The following is a 19,340-nucleotide window of genomic DNA, read 5'->3' as shown; positions in this document are numbered from 1 at the left end:
AGGATTTTTTTTAAGGAGCCAAAGATACCCTTCTTTATCTGAACCGGAATATTATCCGTACTTCCCCGGAGCGGCTGTTTCCTGACCAGTCGGGACCTTGCCGCAGGAGACGTATAGCCTCCTGGTCATTAGGGGTTTGCAGCGAGCGTACCACCCGGATATTGGTCGGTTTGCCTGATTTACTGATGGTAAAGGCCAGAATTACTTCTCCCCGGGATAAGGATTCCCGGTCACGGGTGAGATTATTGGCAATTTGCTGATTGTAGAGTGACCAGCCTGTTTGGGGAACTGGCATGCTGACCTTTTTATCATTTTCCAATAAAACGGGTTCTTCCAGTTCGGCGGAAACGGTTACTTCAGCGGGTTCGGAGTTGTCGGGTGTTTCGTAGAGAACAAGTTCCTCCGCCTTGCGGTTAAATCGATTGAGCCGGAACTCACGCGATGTAAAACCCTGGGAGCTTACATTGAGTAAGACCAATGAATCCTCCGTAGCGGGAATGGTGAAGTACCCATCTTTGTCAGCCAGGGAGGTTGCTTCATTCTCCAGGTTGAATACATTGGCGTAGGCGATTGCGTTGTTATTGTTGTCCACCACACGCGCTCTATAGATGATAGGACGTGTTTTCTTGCCTTTGCTATCTGAGACTTTTCCTTTACTGGTATTCTCGTAGCCTATAAATCCTTCATCTTTCTTTGAAGCAGGCGGTAAGGAGGTATTTCCCTGTTTTCCGATATCCTGTAAACGGGGTTTGGAGAGGGTTGAAACCAGTGTATCTGTTTTTGCGGGTGCCGATCGGGTTTCTCCCGCTGCAGAGGCTATGGATTCATCCTTCATTTCCAGTTCCTTGTACTCTAAAAGGGATTTATCCTTGGCGGTATCAGAATTCAGCGGGGTGGCAATATTTCCGAGGTCCTCTGTTTCTTTTTTGTTGATGACCGTTTTTTGCTTTGATTCAACGATTGCATCTACTGCAGTATCCGGTATTTGTGCAGGGGAGGGATTGACAGTGATTTTCTCTTCCACCGCTACGGCTTCATTTTTTTGGCCAGGTATAAATTGATAGGCTAAATAACCCAGTCCGCCCACTACTACGATCGATGCAGCCACCTTCCACCAATAGGTTTTGGCCGGGTGTATTTGCGGAAGGGAAGGAGTGCCGCTGACTCTATCAGCAAGTTGTTTACGCAATTCCCCTAACTCCATCGCAGGCGATACAGCATGCTGGTAACCGTCCATGGCATCGGCCAGGAAGGGATCATCCAAAGCCGCTTTTTCCAGGGCATTCATTTCCTCCGGGCTTAGCTGGCCTTTCCAGTATTTTTCGATATCGTTCTGTGTGTATTTCACTCCTTTGAAGACGCTTCTGGCCAGAAGCTGTTAGCTATTAGCTTTTAGTTGTTAGCTTTTAGCCTTTTATCTTTAAACTTTTTTATTCTTTATTTTATATTTCTTATTCCTTATTTCATTCTCTTCAAAGCCAATAGCTAACCGCTAATAGCTAAAAGCTTTGGCTCTCCATACAACTCTTCAAATTCCTTCTTCCATTCTGAATATGACTGCGGACCCTGTTCCATTCGATTCCGGTCAGGCCAACGATCTCTTTATAGCATTTTCCTTCGAGGTAAAAAAGACGGATCATTTGCTGCTGGTCGGGTGGCAGGGTTTCCAGGCAATCTTCCATTTTCATCAGGTCGGCTTCCTTTTCCATTACACTATTCAGATGCCCGTTTTCGGAATTTTGCATAAGAGAAGGGTCCAGGTCAATGATTTTCAGGTTTTTGGGGCTTCGTAGGGCCATAAGACACTGGTTTCGGGCGACCTGATACAACCAACCCCTGAAATTGGCTACCTCATGTTTTTTGACCTTGGCCGGGAGCTCCTCAAATAATTGCATCACCGCATCTTTAGCTGCTTCGGGATCTTTTAAATATTTCAAACACACCCCATAAACCAGATCGAGGTAGCGTTCGTATAATTTACCCAGGATTTTCAAATCACCCTCCCGCTTGAATTGTAAAACCAATTCCGCATCGGACTCGGTGGTGGTATGGGAGGAGGTGAGGAAGGTCACGTTACTAAGATAGTAATTTTTGAATTGAGACGTGAGTTTCGGGAGACGTGAGACGTGAGACGTGAGTTTCGTGAGACGTGAGACGTGAGGCGTGAATAGTGAATAGTGAATGGAGAAAATATATTTGGGGTTGTAAGTTATAGGGTTTAAGTTTCACTATTCACTATTCACTATTCACTATTCACTATTCACTATTCACTATTCACTATTCACCATTCACGCCTCACGCCTCACGAAACTCACGCCTCACGTCTCACGCCTCACGACACTACCGAAACCCCGGATGAAACTTCTCCAATGTCTTTCTTAAAAATGCCCGGTCTACGTGGGTATATATTTCGGTGGTGGTGATGCTTTCATGACCAAGCATTTCCTGTACTGCGCGCAGATCGGCCCCATTCTCTACGAGGTGTGTGGCAAAGGAATGACGGAACGTGTGTGGGGAAATGGTTTTTTTGATTCCTGCCTGAGCGGCGGCATCGCGGATGATATAGAAGACCATGACCCGGCTCAAACCAGTGCCATTTTTATTGAGAAAGACAATATCCTCACATCCGGGTTTGACAACCTGTTGTGCCCTTACTTCCTTCAAATAGATCTTGACATGTTTGATGGCCGTACTGCCCACGGGAACCAGTCTTTCCTTGTCACCTTTACCTGTAACGCGGATAAAACCCACATCAAAATATAATTGGGAGATGCGGAGATTGACCACTTCACTTACCCGTAAACCACAACTGTAAAGTATTTCCAGTAAGGCTTTGTTTCGCGTACCACCGGGTTTGCTGAGGTCAATAGCGAGAATAATCTGTTCGATCTCTTCAAAGCTGAGGGTATCGGGCAAACTTCTCTTTAGCTTGGGTGCTTCAAGCAGGGTGCTGGGGTCTTTGGTGACGATGTTCTCCAGTAAGCAATACTTATAAAAGGCCTTTATTCCGGAAATGATACGGGCCTGTGAACGGGCGGTCATACCCAGTTCTGCGATCCATTTTACAAAACCCTGTAAGGTCTTCAGCGTAATATCGGCAGGTCCCGGTCGGGCCGGGAGTGTTTCCAGATATTGGGTCAGTTTATCCAGGTCATGCAAATAGGCCGCCACCGAATGGTCTGCCAGTGATTTCTCCAATTGGAGGTAGGCTTTGAATCCGGATTTGTAGGAAGGCCACATAGGCGAAAATTGCTGATTGAAGTTGGCTAACGGCTAATAACTAAAAGCTAAGAGCTTTTAGGTACTCCCTGCTACTTCAACTCAATACTCTTCTCAAAAGCCTTTGTCTTGCTACCATCTTTCAGGTTCAGGAAGAGGCGACCGCGGGATACATTGACGGAATCAACCACATCATACATGGTTTCAAACTCAAGCGTAGGGGAGGGCAGGTCAACCGACGCTTTTTTTCCGGTCATGATCTCCTGTACAAAAAAGGTATTGTTGGCCTTATAGCAGATCAGGCCTTCCTCAATGGAGTAGCGTGGGTCGGCTGTATTGAATGCAGAGAGTGATTTCTCTATTGCTTCGGTTTGACCAAGCGAAAGTTTTAGCCAAAAGCCCCGACGGGTAAGACAGTCATTGAATAACAGAAAGGCATAGCTTGTATCCTTGATATAACATTTGACAGTCGATTTGTCAATGGCAGGGATCATTCCAAGAATCGTGGAGAGATGGATCTTGCGTTTGGAAGGAATAACCTTGCTGCTCCAAACCACGGTATCAACCAAGCAATTGCCGGGTATTAATTTTACATAAGGCTCAAATTCATTTCCCTGTAAAGTGAAATTCAATGTATCGGAAACACAGGGTTTATCACACAAGGTTTTCGGCGCGGGTTCTTTACTGTTACAAGCAACAAGGAGGACTACAATAGCTAAAAGACCTAAAATCTTTTTCATAATTAAGGGTTTGAACCGGGCAAAAATAGACAGGAATGAGCTTATAAAAAGTTTTTTCTGTTATCTTCGGCGTTTTAACAAGCAACCCCCTTTATGTCGGTAAACCTTCGGTCCTTTAAACAGAAAGTCAGACACAGAAAGACAGCCTATAAACGTTTCCTTACCCGCCTGGAAAAGAACACACCCCGTGAACTGGACAAATGGACCGCCGCGGCTGAAAAAGAGGTTTGGAAGGAAGTGGATTGCCTTACCTGTGCCAATTGCTGTAAGTCCATGACCCCTACCTATACAGGCAAGGACATGAAACGGATTTCCAAACACCTGGGCATGTCGGTGAACGCGTTTAAGAAGAAGTGGCTGAAGAAGGACCGCAGCAATGGGGACTGGATGAACCGGCTCAACCCCTGTCAGTTCCTTAACCTCAAGGACAATAAATGCAGCATCTATGCCATCCGGCCAGCCGATTGCGCCGGCTTTCCCCATTTACCCAAAAAGAAAATGGTGGATTATATGCATGTGCACAAACAAAATATTGAATACTGCCCTGCCACCTATACCATGGTGGAAAAACTGATGGATAAGTTCAAAGAAACACATCCTCAAGCATAAAGAACTCCGGCTCCTTTTCCTTGTGAAATGTAATGGCCAGGATATCATACTGGATATACCGGTTGCCAGGATGGATCGCCAGGTATTCATCCGCTGCCTTTAACAGGTTCCTGAATTTGGTGCGGGTTACATTATCCTCCGGATAGCCTTCCGGTGACCACCTTTTTGCCTTTACCTCTATAAAATGGAGGAACCTTCCTTTTCGGGCAATGATGTCTATTTCTCTTTTCCCATAGACCCAATTCCGGTGCAGGATCTCATACCCCCGCGAAACCAGGTAAACCGCGGCCAGTTCCTCGCCTTTTTTGCCTAATTCATTGTGTGCTGCCATATATTATCTTTATGGCAAATTAGACTGGACGATGCAGGTAAAACAGGGTGTTTATGCGATCAAAGGCGTGGTTCAACACTATGATTGGGGCGGGACGGATTTCATTCCCGCATTACTTGGGCAGGTAAATGCCGCCAAAAAACCTTATGCCGAGTACTGGATGGGAAGCCATCCCAAATCACCATCGGAGTTGATCACGGAGAATGGTAATCGGTCATTGGCCGACCGGGTACAGCTACCTTTTCTTTTTAAGGTGCTGGATGTGCATGATATGTTATCCATCCAGGTTCATCCCACCAAAGCCGCTGCAGAGCTTGAATTCGCCCGGGAAAACAGCGAAAAGATACCTCTTGATTCCCCCAAAAGAAACTATAGGGACGAGAACCATAAACCCGAGCTGGCCTATGCCCTGAGTGAGTTTTGGTTACTGCATGGTTTTAAACCCGAACATGAATTGCTGGCTATTCTCCGGGCCGTTCCTGAATTTGCCGGTCTGCACGATTGGTTCCTGAGGGAGGGTTATCTGGGACTATATAAAAAGGTCATGGGTATGCCCCAGGACGAGGTAAACACCCTCCTGCAACCCCTGCTTGACCGGATTGTTCCCCTGTACGAAAAGGGTGTATTACACCGGGAGGAAGAAGACTACTGGGCTGCGCGGGCCGCCATTACCTTTAACCGGAACGGGCAATGTGACCGGGGGATCTTTTCCGTTTATTTTTTCAATATTGTCAAATTGGAGCCAGGAGAGGCCATTTTTCAGGACGCTGGGATTCCCCATGCCTATCTTTTTGGCCAGTGTATGGAACTAATGGCTAATTCGGATAATGTATTGAGGGGTGGATTGACCAGCAAACACATTGATGTAAAAGAATTGATGAAACATGTAAAATGTGAACCGCTGGAACCAAAGAAATTACCCGGAGCCTGGATCAATGGGGCGGAGAAGGTATTTGAAACCCCGGCACCGGATTTTCAATTATCGGAGGTGCGATTGAATGCTGGGGGAGAGGAGCAGACCTTTATCTCTCAGGGGCCGGAGATTTGGTTCAATCTGTCAGGTAGTACCCAATTTACCTGTCAGGAACGTGAATTAACGGTACAAAAGGGGGAAGCGGTTTATGTAGAACCCGGAATGGCTTATACGCTTCTGAGTGCCACCGGCTCCCGATTGTTTAAGGCCGGATTGCCTCATTCCACAAAGGGTGAATAAGTTGCCCCGGCATTTGATCGATTTCTATTAATTTTGCCTCATTAAACATTGGTTATGCGATTCAATATTAGACTGGTTTTGTTCACCCTGTTCCTGGTAGCGATAACCGTCACCTGCAAATACTTTTTTGGTCCGAACCTCGAAATGTCGGGCTTCTCTCCAATACTGGCCATTGCTGTTTTTTCCGGAATGATCGTATTTCGAAAGGATTATTCCTTCCTGCTTCCTTTGGTGGCGCTCCTGGCGAGTGATGCCGTGATCGAAGTGTTGCACCGGCAGGGATTGTTTGATTATGCCGGTTTTTATAAAGGCCAATGGGTCAACTATCTCCTGTTGTTGCTTACTGCCATCATTGGATGGACGATCAAAGGCAACAAACTGGGAAACCTGTTTACCAATGCACTGGTAGCCCCCACCGTTTATTTCCTTATTTCCAATACGATCGTTTGGGCCGGTGTAAAAGAAGCTCCTTACACCAATGATTTTTCCGGCTGGTTAACCTGTATCAATGCCGGTTTGCCTTTTTATAAAAATTCACTGATCGCTACCGCGATCTTCCTGCCTGCTATTGCGCTTGTTTATAATGCAATGGTGGTGAGGAAGTGGAAGGTGGTTGTCGGATAATGGATGACCGATGACAGATGACAGATGACTGAGGTCTCGCACAGCGAAATTCCGTCAACTGTCATCAGTCATCTGAACACTCAGCCTTCATACCCCTCATCCTCCAGCAAATCCCCGCCATCAGCGGCGCCAGTAGCCAATTCATCACATCGGTTGTTAAATGGATTTTCTGCGTGGCCTTTTACCCACTTGAATCGAACATGATGTTTTTGGGCCAGTTCATGATATTCCTTCCATAGATCAGCATTCTTTTTGCCCCCTTTGAAATTGGTGCGTAACCATTTGGTAAGCCAGCCTTTTTCCACAGCATTGACCACATACTGACTATCTGAGTATATGGTCACGTTCAGCCCGTGTTTTTTTAAGGCTTTCAGGCCGGCGATTACGGCCATCAACTCCATCCGGTTATTGGTGGTATGGCGGTAGCCTTGGGAGATCTCCTTTTTGAGCGAGCCACTCATCAGGATAGCCCCATAGCCACCTCTTCCAGGATTGCCCCGGGAGGAGCCATCGGTGTAAATGGTAATGGAAGAATGGCTCATATTTATTCCTTATCCCCGGAGGGTATACGGACAGGACCGTTATTGGTTTCAAAAATGGTTTTGGTAACAGGCCGGCAATGCGGGGTCATATAGAGATTATCGATCGCCAGGTATTCGCGTTGGTTAGCACTTTCCCGGGAGGGTAATACCTTTTTTTGAAGAGCCATTTTCAGGTACTTTCTTTTGAGGTCAGCATTGACAATACTCCGGGTAAACTGAATTCTGCCCCGGGATGCTTCCTCCACTGATTTGGCGATCATCTCCACACAGTACATTTTATCATCGGTGGAAAGGTCAAAACTCATATCAAAGGGAAGCTTATTTTCATAATGCTGAATTACCTTTTGTTTTAAGGCCGCTAATTCCTGACTGTCGAGGTCATACCGGTAGATCCCAAACCCCATATTGGAAACGGGGGTCAGAAAGGAATCGATTCGGTCTTTCCGCATCACTTCATCGGGGTTAAGGTCGCCCGCCATATTGTGAAAAACATAGAGGCTGTCATTCCATTTAAAGGCCAACCCGGAATGGGAGAAGACCTTGTCGGTCTGGCTAAAGTCCTTGAGCATATAACTGGTCATATCATTCCCGCAACGCAGCACCAGGTCACCTTCACGGATACTGTCAATCGCGTTGTGTACTATTTCCCATCGCTTAGGGATATCGGCCGCAGCCACCTGGATGGGTTGGGGTGTTGAATCCGAGTCTTTACATCCGGTGACAATCAGCCCGGCAAATACCAGGTATAACAGGTGATTAATTTTCATGCGGGGTAAAAATAAAAAATCCAGCCTGTTTAATGGCTGGATTCTTTTATCCGGTGAAGGAATTAATTTATTGAACGCTTACAAATTCAAAGTCGTCAATACCGATCTCATTGGAATTGTTGCCACTGGGGCCGCCTTCTTCCACATAATAACGGAAACCGATACGCAATTTCTTATAGGTGTTAGCCGGTAAACCAGAGATGGTAAACTCATATTTGGTCCATGTAGTGGGGTACCCGGAAGCCGTTTGTGTGGGGTTGATATCCACCAGCATTTTGGTAAAATCTCCGGTATTGCCGGGGCCGCTACCTACATTCAATCCATCGTTGGTCATATTCATCCACACCTGCATACGGTCGGGGAAGCTTACCGGGCTGGATGTTTTGGTCCAGAAAGAGAAGCGGTCACCATTACGCATATTCAGGGCTGGGGAAATGAGCCAGCAATTGATAAACGAAAGGCCATCTCCTACTGTATAGGGGCAAAGTGCATATTCACTTGCACTGGCGGTAGAAGAGTGTGCCTCGATATTCGAGAAGAAGGGTCCGCCTTTGATATTATCGGCGATATAGGAACCCTGCTGCCAGTTCTCATCACCGGCAGGAGCACTCCGGTTAATAGCTCTCCAGCCATTGCTGATCACTTTCCCAATCGAGTCAAAGGACTCAGAGTAGGAGAAATCATCGGTGGCGAGTTCGAGGCCTTCTTTTATTTTCTCCTCTTTACAGGAGTAAAGTAAAAAGGTGAGGGCGAATACTATGCTGAGGGAAAAGACAAGGGTGAATTTATTTTTCATGATCGCTTTTGTAATAAGTGATGGGATGAATTATTTGCTGATATAGGCTACGCTATCAATACCGACTGAGGAACCAAATCCGTTGCTGCCTGCGCCCTCTACAAAGTAGCGGAAGGCAAAGCGGCCTTGAACAGGTTTGCTCAAACCAAATACGGTGGCTTCGTAACGAGTCCACCGGTGAGGGTAGGCGTTACGCGCTTTGATCCGGTCAGGGTCATTGGGATTGGCGATGTTGTAGTCATTTAACAGAAACTCATAGTAGAAGGGATTGATATCAACCAGTGTGGTGGTGAAATCTCCCGGATCTGTACCTTCTCCGCAGTTCAGTGAACCTGTGGGGTTGATACGTACCTGCATACGGTTTACAAAGTCGGTAGAGTCACCGTTGAAGCTGTACAATTCGGTCCTTGTATAGAAAATGATCTTATCACCATTTTTCATCCATACCTGGGGAGATACGGCCCAGTTACTGATCACACCGGATGCCGAAGAGGTAGATTGGTAATCGGCCCAAAGATATCCGTTACCGGCAGCGTAGGTGGAATAAGGTTGAAAGGGAATGTAATTATCTGCGTTGGGATTCTGCCAATTGCGACGACCCAATGCCACACTCTTGTTGATATAGCGCCATCCACGCGCATAGGCTGAATTGGCTGTATCAAACTCTTCAACAAAAGACTGATCAGGTATTGGTGGTTCGGCCGTAAGGTGCGAATCATCAACACAGGATGTAAGTAAGGTGGTCAATAAAAGAGAAGAAGATAAAAATCCAAGCAGGGTAGATTTTCTCATAATAGAACAGTTAGTTAATTAGGGAGTGAAATTAGGTAAAAAAAAGTAATCCAAAAAAAACAATATTTACCCAGAAAATCAACATTTTATGTCGAAAAACTAGACCTGAAACACCCCTGTTTTCAGGTCGGGGATGACCGGGTTGTGATCGGCTGCCCGAAGCCCCTCGGAGATATATTTTCGGGTTTCTGCGGGATCGATCAGGTCGTCAACCCATAACCGGGCGGCGGCATAATAGGGTGAACTTTGTTTTTCGTACCGTTGTTTGATCATGTCCAGCAGTTTTTTTTCATCTTCCGGACTGATTGTTTCACCTTTTGCTTTTTTGGCAGCGACTTCGATCTGTAATAAAGTTTTAGCGGCTGATTCCCCACTCATGACAGCGATCTTGGCCGAAGGCCAGGCATAGATAAATCGCGGATCGTAGGCCTTTCCACACATGGCATAGTTACCCGCCCCATAGGAATGTCCGGTGATGATGGTGATTTTCGGAACAACGGAATTGGCCACGGCATTCACCATCTTGGCGCCATCCTTTATGATGCCGGCATGTTCACTGCGGCTACCCACCATAAAACCCGTTACATCCTGGAGAAAGACAAGGGGTATCTTTTTTTGATTGCAATTGAGAATGAACCTTGCTGCCTTATCGGCACTGTCATTGTAGATAACACCGCCCATCTGCATTTCACCTTTCCTGCTTTTAACGATCTTCCGTTGATTGGCGACGATACCTACCGCCCAACCATCAATACGTGCATAGCCGCATACAATGGTTTTGCCATAGTCTTCCTTGAATTGTTCGAATGCAGAATCATCCACCAATCGTTCAATGATATCCACCACATCGTAAGGTTTTCCTTCCGTAGGGAACAGGCCATAGATTTCTTCGGGATTCTTTTTTGGCGGAGCCGGGGTGGTCCGGTCAAAGCCTGCTTTAGGGGACGAACCTAACATACCCATCATGCGCTTTACATGATCGAGGCATTCCTGTTCGGTTTTGAATTTATAATCCGCGATGCCGCTAATTTCAGTATGTGTGGTAGCCCCACCCAGGGTCTCATTATCCACTTCTTCACCAATGGCAGCCTTTACCAGATAAGGTCCGGCCAGATAGATGGATCCATTGCCTTCCACCATCAGGGTTTCATCACTCATGATCGGGAGGTAAGCACCTCCGGCTACACAGGGCCCCATTACGGCAGCGATCTGGGTAATACCCATGCCACTCATACGGGCGTTGTTGCGAAAGATCCGGCCAAAATGTTCTTTGTCGGGGAATATCTCATCCTGTAAAGGCAGAAACACACCTGCACTATCCACCAGGTAGATCACGGGCAGGTGATTCTCCATAGCGATCTCCTGCATCCGCAGGTTCTTTTTCCCAGTGATCGGGAACCAGGCACCCGCTTTAACGGTCTGGTCATTGGCAAGTATCACACATTGTCGGCCACTTACATAACCGATCCCCGCTACCGTACCTCCGGCAGCACAGCCCCCTTGCTCCTGGTACATATCATATCCCGCAAAGGCCCCGATCTCGACAAAGACAGAATCCTTATCAATCAAATAATCGATCCTTTCCCGAGGGGTCAGTTTATTTTTCTCCCGCTGTTTTTCCTGGGCTTTTTTCCCGCCGCCCTCACGGATCTTACCCAGTTTCTGACGCAGGTCAGAAAGGGATTGCCGAAAGCGGTCTTCGTTTTTATTGAATTCAAGATCCATGGATTCGGGTTGTTCGTCAAAGATAGGCGATGTGCCTGTTGGAAATTCCCCATTTCTCAATTTCCTTAAACATCCTCTTCCCGAAATGACAACTCCAGCTTTTCGATCCTTGCCACTACCTTTCGAAATTGTACGCCTGCCTTTTCCAGCATCAGACGAGAGGCTTTGAATACATCATTCCCATTGTATTTATCGGAGAGATAGATCACTTCTTTTATACCAGCCTGAATGATGGCCTTTGAACATTCATTGCAGGGAAAGAGTGCCGTATAGATCCGGCATCCATGCAGGTCGATACCGATATTGTTCAGGATCGCATTGAGTTCGGCGTGACAGACATAAGGGTATTTGGTTTCCAGAAAACCGCCTTCTTTTTGCCACGGGAATTCATCATCATCACAGCCTATGGGAAGTCCATTATAACCTGCCCCCACTATCTTATTCTGGTTGTTGACAATACAGGCACCCACCTGTGTGCTGGGGTCTTTGCTGCGCCGGGCCGATAAAAGCGCAACGCCCATAAAATATTCATCCCAGGAAATATAATCTGGTCTTTTCTTCAATTCAGATGGGTTTATACTATTAAAAAATAAAGCCGGTCCCTGCGAAATTATCGTTTTACCCCTGAAATTCCCACCTGATTGACCGGCGTCAGTTTGTAACCTGAATGCTCTTTTTAGCTTTACGCAAATCTCCTCATTATGAAAAAGGTTATTGGTCTGAGCTGGATGCTAATAATAGCAGCCCTTCCACTCGTTTGTTTTTCACAAGTTGGGTCGGTAAAGGTTCGTACACTCGCGCCCCCCAACTTTCCGGATAGTCAAAAAATCTACCTCGCAGGTAGCTTTAACTACTGGCATACGAAAGACTCCTTGTACCAGTTAAGACCCGAAGGGGGAGGTTGGTATGGAACAGAGATACCGGTGTTTCTGAACATGGGATATGAGTACAAGTATTCCTTGGGAAACTGGGGCAGGGTAGAATTAGCTATGAATGATAGTGCCATTTCAAATCGCCGTTTTTACGCCACAACCGGACTCATCATTTCAGATACCATAGAAAAGTTTAAAGCCCCTTCTCCGCCTTCCCAGCCCAGTCCGCAAATGGTAAAAATCAATGCCATGAAGGATTCCACTATGGGGAAATTAGCGCCAGGGTTGGAGAAAATGAAATTGGTTTTCCGGGATTATTTGATCAACATGGTGCAGGACAAACCTTCGAAGCGGGTTCGACGAAATCTGGACAAGGAATGTATCGGCTTCCTTGAAAATGGTTATCGCAAGCTTACCTCACTCTTATGGGATATATTTGCCATGCTTACCCCTGAACAAAAGGCTGAGATACGTAATAAAATTGCTGCGGCCGGCCCGGATGCCGATCTGATAAATGGGATTTCAGGTATGCTGGAGCAGGCGACAGGAAAGAAATGAGCCACAAAGTATAAGATTTGGATTCGCTGACCCATATTGCCATTGGCGCCTGCATGGGCGAATTATTTGCCGGTAAACAGATCGGTAAGCGGGCCATGTTGCTTGGAGCAATTGCCCAAAGTGTGCCTGATATTGATTTCATTACTTCTTTTTGGATGGGAACAAGCGAAAACCTGCTGGCGCACCGGGGCTTTACACATTCAATCCTGTTTGCCTTATTGGTCAGCCCCGTGCTGGGTCTCCTGGCCGAGCGATGGCGTCGGCCACATGACATTACCTGGGGAAAATGGACACTGTTTTTTCTGGTCCAGGCCCTGATTCATCTGTTGATTGATGGCATGAATGTATATGGGGTAGGGTGGTTTGAACCCTTTCATCACCATCGTGTGGCATACAACTGGATCTTTGTGGCTGATCCTCTCTATTCCATTTGGCCGGGTTTGGCACTGATCATGCTCTTGTGGTTGCCCCGGAAAGATTATCGAAGAAAGAAATGGGTGATCTTTGGAATGGGATTGAGCACACTCTATCTGGTGCTATGCGGGATCAATAAAATGCAGATCGATCGGGAGGTAAGGTCCATGTTGGTAAAACAAAAAGGCCTCCCCAATAATTACTTCACCACTCCAACGGCCCTGAACAATATGCTGTGGTACGTAGTGGCAGATTATGATTCAGGTTACCAGGTGGGGTATCGGTCTGTACTGGACAAATCAGATACACTTAGTCTGCAATATTTCCCAAGGCAGGCGCATTTATTAAAGCAGGTCAGCGATCAGGAGGACCTTCAAAGGCTGATCCGTTTTTCCAAAGGCTATTACACCATTGAAAACAGATCGGATTCACTGGTCTTTAATGATCTGCGGTTTGGACAAATGGCGGGTTGGTCAGATCCTCAGGCGCCCTTTGTTTTTTATTACTATCTCCAACACCCTTCAGCCAATGAGTTTGTGGTACAACGCGGCCGCTTTGCCCGATGGAATCGCGAAACCGTGAAATCGTTGTGGAGGAGGATGGGGGGGAAGCAACCGTGAGGCGTGGGGCGTGAGGCGTGAGACGTGAGGCGTGAGGTGTGAGGCGTGAGACGTGAGACGTGAGTGGTGAATAGTGAAAATTAAAACATAGAACTTATTTCCCATGACTCTTCTCTCGTCTCACGTCTCACGTCTCACGCCTCACACCTCACGCCTCACGTCTCACGCCTCACGCTTCACGCTTCACGCCTCACGCCTCACGCCTCACGCCCCTCATTCCTGCCTGAAATAAAACGTAAACAAATTCAAGACGTTATTGATAAACCGGTAACAGGTGCGTTGCCATAGCCTTTTCAACCAGCTCGTGTGGGCCTCATAGTTTTCCAGGGTGATCCGTTGACAATCCTTCAAAATGATCTCGTCGAGTACCTTATTGGTTTCTTCCGCAAAGGTTTCATGTTCCACTTCAATGTTTACTTCCAAACTGGCATAAGCACTGATGTTATTTACATTGTAAGAGCCCACGGTTACCCATTTACCATCGGCTACAGCTACCTTGGCATGGAGCACGGTACGTTGGTATTCATAAACCTCTATTTTATTCCCAAGGAGCCAACGGTAGAGGTATCGTTCGGCATGTTTGGCTATCCTCACATCCGATACCCCGGCAAGGATTACCCTGATCCGCACACCTCGCTTACTCGCTTGTGCCAGTTTGCGTCTGAAGATACGTCCCGGTAAAAAATAACTGCACATGATGGTCAAATCCCTTTCCACATGGTTGAATTGATAGAGGTAAGCGCCCCAGATCTCTTTGCGGCGTTTTACCCAATCATTTCGGATGACACGGGCTGGTACCCGTTCATTCGGCGGAATTTTTTCGGCAAAGGAATACCAGATATGTTCGGGGGTTGAGGTGGTTTCTTTTCTGTTGCCCCATAATTCAATACAGCCTGTTTCGAGCGAATGGGCGGCTTCTCCTTCTGTATAAATGGCCATATCCAACCAGGCCGGGTCATTGGGCAGGTCATTATACCGGTCACAAATATTTAGTCCACCCACCAGCGCGTAGGAGCCATCGGCCACTGCCACTTTGTGATGCAGCCGACGGCCAAAATAAAACCGGCGACTTCTCCATAGTGGTTCAAACCATTTAATTTTTACTCCCTGCTCCCGCAGGTGTTGCACTGTTTTACGGTGCATGCTCTGTGACGCATATCCATCCAATTGCAAATAAACGGCCACCCCTCGTTGAGCCGCTGCACACAGTGCATGCACCACTTCGTTGCCGGTGTCATCATCCAAAAAAATATAAAACTGAAAATAGAGGGTATGTTGCGCCTGGGAAATCAACCTGTTCAGTGTATCGAAATAGGGCCTTCCTCCGGAGATCAACCTGACGCGGTTCTTCTCCAACATTTTCCTGCGCCCGGTTTTCTTTGGCTTGCTCATCACTGTCTTTCAATACACAAGATTACGGAAAAAGAAGGTAGTGGTATTCCTGAAAAAATTGTTAAATGGTTCAATAATGGAATTCCCTTATATGGAAAAGCCATCCTCAAGGATCTGAAAGGAAAATGTAAACCATGTTTCGTCTTGGGTTTTTCTTCACCTATCTCATCATTTCTTGTAATAATGATCCGTTGCCCATTAAGCCAGCTTTTACACATGTCGATTCCATCCCATTGCCGGAAGGGTTCCATCGGGTAACCCTGCCTTCGCAAAGTTTTGGCCAATGGCTAAGGGGGCAGGCATTTCGAAAGGATAATACGGTCTATTTATATAACGGAACTCCAAAACCTGAGCAGGACCTGCACTATGCGGTACTAAACTGGTCCGTTGGTAAAAAAGACCTTCAACAATGCGCTGATGCCGTGATGCGGTTAAGGGCCGAATTTTTATTTGAACATCATTTATATGATTCCATTGTTTTTTTTGATAACGAAGGCGGAGAATATAAATGGAAGGAAGGCGCAGATCGAAGAAATTGGCAACACTATCTGGACAGGGTATTTGGTATGTGTGGTACAGCTTCGCTGGCAAAGCAAATGAAACAGAGAACATCTGTTCTGGAAATCATGCCGGGGGATGTCTTTATTCGGGGTGGGTTTCCTGGCCATGCCATGCTGGTAATGGATGTTGCAGTCAATGCCAGGGGAGAAAAAAAGATCTTACTTGCCCAAAGTTATATGCCGGCGCAGGACATTCATATAGTCAAAAACCCGCTTTCAACGATGGAAAGTCCATGGATTCCTGTGTCCGACAAAGGTAAAATTTATACACCGGAATGGGTATTCAACAGTAGTGAATTAATGCAGTGGTAGTTCATCTTGTTACAAAACGATACCCAATGCCGTGTATCGTTTCGATGGTGATGTTCTTTTCGGAGGAAAGGTATTTCCGAAGCTTGGTGACAAAAACATCCATGCTCCGTCCAAGGAAGAAGTCACTTTTTCCCCATACGCTTGTCAGCACATCTTCCCTTTTCAGCACTTTATTGGGGTTCAGGCAAAAAAAGGTCAGTAATTCCGCTTCGCGTTGGGTGAGTATTTTCTGATCTTTATCTCCGATAAGCCGTAGCTCAGAAGGCACATAGCGCAGGTCACCAAGCCTGAATTCCAATGGGGTCTCGGGGCGCAGCATTTTGTTTCGACGGATGAATACCTGCATCCGCATCAATAATTCACGGATATGGAAGGGTTTGGTGATAAAATCATCTGCACCGGTTTGAAATCCCTTTAGTTTATCATCCTCCAGGGATCGCGCGCTGATGAACAGGATCGGTATCACATCACTTTTCTGGCGGATTTTTTTAGCCAGCGAAAATCCATCCCGCTGGGGCATATTCACATCCAGCAGGCAAAGGTCGGGATTGGTACGCGCAAACTGGTCCAGGGCCTCCTCTCCATTAGAGCAGGAAACCACCTCATACCCGGCTTCTTCCAGGTTGTCTTTGATCACAAAGGCCAGTTGGGTATCGTCCTCGGCCAATAATACCCGCGTTTTTCGCATGGTCTCAATAGTTTTTAATCAAGTGGTAGGGTGATGGTAAAAAGACTACCCTTTCCGGGTTCGCTCAGTATCTGAATTTGTCCTTTATGCGCGTCTACGATCATCTTTACAAAACTCAGGCCAATACCCATTCCCTCTGCTTCATGGGCATCACCGGTATTGATCCTGTAAAATTTACGAAAAATCCTTTTCCATTGTGTCTTTTCCATTCCGATCCCATTATCCTCCACCATCAGATAGAACCAACGTTCATCCGACCGGGTATTGATCTTTATTTCCGGGTCTTTGGCATATTTAAGGGCATTGTCTACCAGATTGACGATTACGGTAAACAGGTAATCGGGGTCTGCCTTTATCTCTGGCTGTGTCCCTTTTAATTCCCAAATGATCCTGGCCTTTTTCTGTTCGATCAGCGGATGCAGGCTGTCAACTGCACGCTGGATCAGGGGTTCAACCAGGATCCTTTCTTTTTTGAGTTCGATCCCTTTTGAATCGGTAAAAGCTAAGAGAACAAGCCTTTCCAACTGGTTACCCAGATATCTGGTCTGTTGCCCGACAATATCTGCATAGGTGGCCAGTTTCTGAGGCTGGTTTGCGATCTCCGGTTTCTGAAGAACGTCTGAAGCCAGGGTAAGTACCGATACAGGGGTTTTGAATTCATGGGTTAGCTGGTGAATAAAATCTTTCTGGAGTTCATGCAAAAAACGCTGCCGGAAAATGAGATATACTCCTACGCTAAATAAAATGATAAAGGCAAGTAAGGCAATGATGGAGATGACCCAAAAGTTTATTTGCAGCAAGACATACTTATTGCGATTGGGAAAGTATAATCCCAAATGGCCGTATGGCGTTTCATTCTTTGGCCAGGTATCGATTGTTTGCCTTGCCGCATTGGCCGAAGGGATGACCTCCCTGAATCTGACCTCCTTTTCGCCTTCCATTTGCAGGGATACACCACAGATAGTAAAGATCTCGTTTTGGGTGAATTGCTCCCGAAGGATATGCATGATCTGGTTGGTGTCGGGAAACTGACCCAGTCGGGCGATATATACAAAAGGCTCCGGATGGTTGACCAATTTGCTCAGGTGGTCTGTGGATGAAAAAATAGTGTCTCCGGAACTCTCGTAATATCCTTCAATCACCCGCATGACCTTTGAATTGAAAACACGCTGTTCTAATTCGTATACCTTTTTTAACCAAAAAACCTGGATAACAAGTATGGTGCCGATGAGTACCGAGGAAAGTACAACAGCGATCCGAATCGTATTGGAGCGTAGCGCCATATCAGGTTATAAATTGGTCAGAGGATAAATATAGGAAAATGGCATCCAAGGATTAATTTTTTAATAATATATGAACTGGCTACATTTAATATCTTGCAGCAAAACCCCACCACATGAGAAGGCTTCTACTTTTGATTCCGTTCTTCATTGTATTAATCACTTCGGCTCAGCAACCCCATTCCCATGCCCTGGGTCGTGTGATCAAATTTCCGGATGTACCTGAATATAAAACCCTGAAATGTGACCTTCACCAGCATACTGTTTTTTCCGATGGAAGTGTATGGCCCGATATCCGTGTGATGGAAGCCCTGATGGATGGATTGGATGCGATTTCCCTGACCGAACATCTGGAATACCAGCCGCATAAATCTGATCTGCCGCATCCGGACCGTAACAGGTCCTATGAGATCGCTTTAAAAGAAGCAAAAAGCCATGACCTGCTCATTATCCGCGGATCGGAGATCACCCGGCGGATGCCTCCCGGGCACAGTAATGCCGTATTTATTACCGATGCCAATAAACTGCTGATCGATGATTCGATTGCCGTTTTTCGCGAAGCAAAAAAACAAGGGGCTTTTGTATTCTGGAACCACCCCAACTGGGTGAGTCAGCGCCGGGATGGAATAGCTACCCTGACAGATATGCACCGGGTATTGATCAAGGAAAAACTGCTGGATGGAATTGAAGTAGTGAATGATCAGACCTATTCCGATGAGGCTCTCCAGATCGCGTTGGACAATAACCTCACCATCATGGGTACTTCGGATATTCATGGTTTGATCGACTGGGATTTTAAAGTACCCAAAGGCGGGCACCGACCCATCACCCTTGTTTTTGCCACTACCAGGACCGAGGAAGGGATCAAAGAAGGGTTGATGAACCGAAGGACGGTCGTTTTTTATAATAATCTCCTGATCGGGCGCGAGGAGCAACTGGTTCCGCTCATCAATGCCTCTCTGTCCATCAAATCTGCCAAATACATAGGCCGTTCCGATGTACTCGAGATCGTATTCAGCAACCAGTCTTCCGTCGATTATACCTTGCAGAACAAGAGTGGGTACACTTTCCACAATAGCAGCGACCTGGTTACCCTAAAGCCAGGGGAGGAGAACACCCTTCAGGTAAAAACCCTGAAAAGGCTGGAAAATGTTGAACTGGCTTTTGAGGTCCTCAATGGGGTGACTGCCCCAGGCAAACACCCGCAGATCAAAATTTCAGGAAAGGTGTCCCAGTAAGGGATTTTATACTAACAATTGTTCGCAAAAGTGAGCTAAAACAGTATA

At 46.5% G+C, this 19,340-nt stretch carries 21 protein-coding genes; 7 read left to right on the top strand and 14 right to left on the bottom strand.

Annotated elements, in window-relative coordinates:
- Positions 1-34: 34 nt before the first annotated feature.
- From J0M30_11740 to J0M30_11725, 4 genes are all read right to left on the bottom strand, one after another.
- The gene (locus J0M30_11740) at positions 35-1,348 is read right to left on the bottom strand and encodes an energy transducer TonB (GenBank protein ID MBN8668167.1); all 1,314 of its coding nucleotides are present in this window, start codon (positions 1,346-1,348) and stop codon (positions 35-37) included.
- Positions 1,349-1,499: 151 nt separating this feature from the next.
- Complete coding sequence (locus tag J0M30_11735) at positions 1,500-2,072, bottom strand: sigma-70 family RNA polymerase sigma factor (protein MBN8668166.1); 573 nt, start codon at positions 2,070-2,072, stop codon at positions 1,500-1,502.
- Between the two features lie 268 nt (positions 2,073-2,340).
- Complete coding sequence (xerD, locus tag J0M30_11730; GenBank protein MBN8668165.1) at positions 2,341-3,240, bottom strand: site-specific tyrosine recombinase XerD; 900 nt, start codon at positions 3,238-3,240, stop codon at positions 2,341-2,343.
- A 71-nt stretch (positions 3,241-3,311) separates the two neighbouring features.
- A complete protein-coding gene (locus J0M30_11725) occupies positions 3,312-3,959 on the bottom strand; it encodes a hypothetical protein (protein ID MBN8668164.1) in 648 nt (215 codons plus the stop codon).
- 93 nt (positions 3,960-4,052) lie between these two features.
- On the opposite strand from J0M30_11725, the gene J0M30_11720 reads away from it, so the two are divergent.
- Complete coding sequence (locus tag J0M30_11720; protein MBN8668163.1) at positions 4,053-4,568, top strand: YkgJ family cysteine cluster protein; 516 nt, start codon at positions 4,053-4,055, stop codon at positions 4,566-4,568.
- On the opposite strand, the gene J0M30_11715 is transcribed toward J0M30_11720, so the two are convergent.
- A complete protein-coding gene (locus J0M30_11715) occupies positions 4,543-4,899 on the bottom strand; it encodes a YraN family protein (protein ID MBN8668162.1) in 357 nt (118 codons plus the stop codon). The genes J0M30_11720 and J0M30_11715 overlap by 26 nt on opposite strands.
- A 31-nt stretch (positions 4,900-4,930) precedes the next feature.
- On the opposite strand from J0M30_11715, the gene manA reads away from it, so the two are divergent.
- Together manA and J0M30_11705 are read left to right on the top strand one after the other, a co-directional pair.
- A complete protein-coding gene (manA, locus tag J0M30_11710; GenBank protein MBN8668161.1) occupies positions 4,931-6,112 on the top strand; it encodes a mannose-6-phosphate isomerase, class I in 1,182 nt (393 codons plus the stop codon).
- A gap of 54 nt (positions 6,113-6,166) precedes the next feature.
- Positions 6,167-6,736: a hypothetical protein gene (locus J0M30_11705; GenBank protein MBN8668160.1), complete on the top strand. Its 570-nt coding sequence runs from the start codon at positions 6,167-6,169 to the stop codon at positions 6,734-6,736.
- 80 nt (positions 6,737-6,816) lie between these two features.
- Here J0M30_11705 and rnhA read toward each other — a convergent pair whose 3' ends face one another.
- The 6 genes from rnhA to J0M30_11675 all read right to left on the bottom strand — a co-directional run bounded on the left by rnhA (position 6,817) and on the right by J0M30_11675 (position 11,921).
- Positions 6,817-7,278, bottom strand: coding sequence for a ribonuclease HI (rnhA, locus tag J0M30_11700; GenBank protein ID MBN8668159.1), 462 nt, complete (start codon positions 7,276-7,278; stop codon positions 6,817-6,819).
- A 2-nt stretch (positions 7,279-7,280) separates the two neighbouring features.
- Positions 7,281-8,045, bottom strand: coding sequence for a hypothetical protein (locus tag J0M30_11695; protein MBN8668158.1), 765 nt, complete (start codon positions 8,043-8,045; stop codon positions 7,281-7,283).
- Positions 8,046-8,112: 67 nt separating this feature from the next.
- Positions 8,113-8,841, bottom strand: a complete 729-nt coding sequence (locus J0M30_11690) for a choice-of-anchor J domain-containing protein (protein MBN8668157.1) — start codon at positions 8,839-8,841, stop codon at positions 8,113-8,115.
- Between the two features lie 30 nt (positions 8,842-8,871).
- Positions 8,872-9,633, bottom strand: coding sequence for a choice-of-anchor J domain-containing protein (locus J0M30_11685; GenBank protein MBN8668156.1), 762 nt, complete (start codon positions 9,631-9,633; stop codon positions 8,872-8,874).
- 99 nt (positions 9,634-9,732) lie between these two features.
- Positions 9,733-11,358 carry an acyl-CoA carboxylase subunit beta gene (locus tag J0M30_11680; GenBank protein MBN8668155.1) on the bottom strand — a complete coding sequence of 542 codons (1,626 nt, stop codon included), beginning with the start codon at positions 11,356-11,358 and terminating at the stop codon, positions 9,733-9,735.
- Between the two features lie 65 nt (positions 11,359-11,423).
- Positions 11,424-11,921, bottom strand: coding sequence for a dCMP deaminase family protein (locus J0M30_11675; GenBank protein MBN8668154.1), 498 nt, complete (start codon positions 11,919-11,921; stop codon positions 11,424-11,426).
- Positions 11,922-12,059: 138 nt separating this feature from the next.
- Here J0M30_11675 and J0M30_11670 point away from each other — a divergent pair, with 138 nt between their 5' ends.
- Together J0M30_11670 and J0M30_11665 are read left to right on the top strand one after the other, a co-directional pair.
- The gene (locus J0M30_11670; GenBank protein MBN8668153.1) at positions 12,060-12,788 is read left to right on the top strand and encodes a hypothetical protein; all 729 of its coding nucleotides are present in this window, start codon (positions 12,060-12,062) and stop codon (positions 12,786-12,788) included.
- A gap of 17 nt (positions 12,789-12,805) precedes the next feature.
- A complete protein-coding gene (locus J0M30_11665; GenBank protein ID MBN8668152.1) occupies positions 12,806-13,822 on the top strand; it encodes a metal-dependent hydrolase in 1,017 nt (338 codons plus the stop codon).
- A 213-nt stretch (positions 13,823-14,035) separates the two neighbouring features.
- Here J0M30_11665 and J0M30_11660 read toward each other — a convergent pair whose 3' ends face one another.
- Positions 14,036-15,181, bottom strand: a complete 1,146-nt coding sequence (locus tag J0M30_11660) for a phospholipase (GenBank protein ID MBN8668151.1) — start codon at positions 15,179-15,181, stop codon at positions 14,036-14,038.
- A 167-nt stretch (positions 15,182-15,348) separates the two neighbouring features.
- Between J0M30_11660 and J0M30_11655 the strand changes: the two genes are divergently transcribed.
- Complete coding sequence (locus tag J0M30_11655) at positions 15,349-16,086, top strand: hypothetical protein (GenBank protein ID MBN8668150.1); 738 nt, start codon at positions 15,349-15,351, stop codon at positions 16,084-16,086.
- Between the two features lies 1 nt (position 16,087).
- Here J0M30_11655 and J0M30_11650 read toward each other — a convergent pair whose 3' ends face one another.
- Both J0M30_11650 and J0M30_11645 read right to left on the bottom strand, forming a co-directional pair.
- Positions 16,088-16,774, bottom strand: coding sequence for a response regulator transcription factor (locus J0M30_11650; protein ID MBN8668149.1), 687 nt, complete (start codon positions 16,772-16,774; stop codon positions 16,088-16,090).
- A 14-nt stretch (positions 16,775-16,788) separates the two neighbouring features.
- Positions 16,789-18,057 (bottom strand): HAMP domain-containing histidine kinase, encoded by a 1,269-nt coding sequence (locus tag J0M30_11645; GenBank protein ID MBN8668148.1) that lies wholly within the window; start codon positions 18,055-18,057, stop codon positions 16,789-16,791.
- 113 nt (positions 18,058-18,170) lie between these two features.
- Here J0M30_11645 and J0M30_11640 point away from each other — a divergent pair, with 113 nt between their 5' ends.
- Positions 18,171-19,292, top strand: coding sequence for a hypothetical protein (locus J0M30_11640; GenBank protein ID MBN8668147.1), 1,122 nt, complete (start codon positions 18,171-18,173; stop codon positions 19,290-19,292).
- Positions 19,293-19,340 lie beyond the last annotated feature (48 nt).

Source organism: Chitinophagales bacterium, from assembly GCA_017303415.1.
In the GTDB taxonomy this organism is placed as follows: domain Bacteria; phylum Bacteroidota; class Bacteroidia; order Chitinophagales; family Chitinophagaceae; genus SpSt-398.
This window is presented reverse-complemented; position numbering and strand designations above follow the sequence as displayed.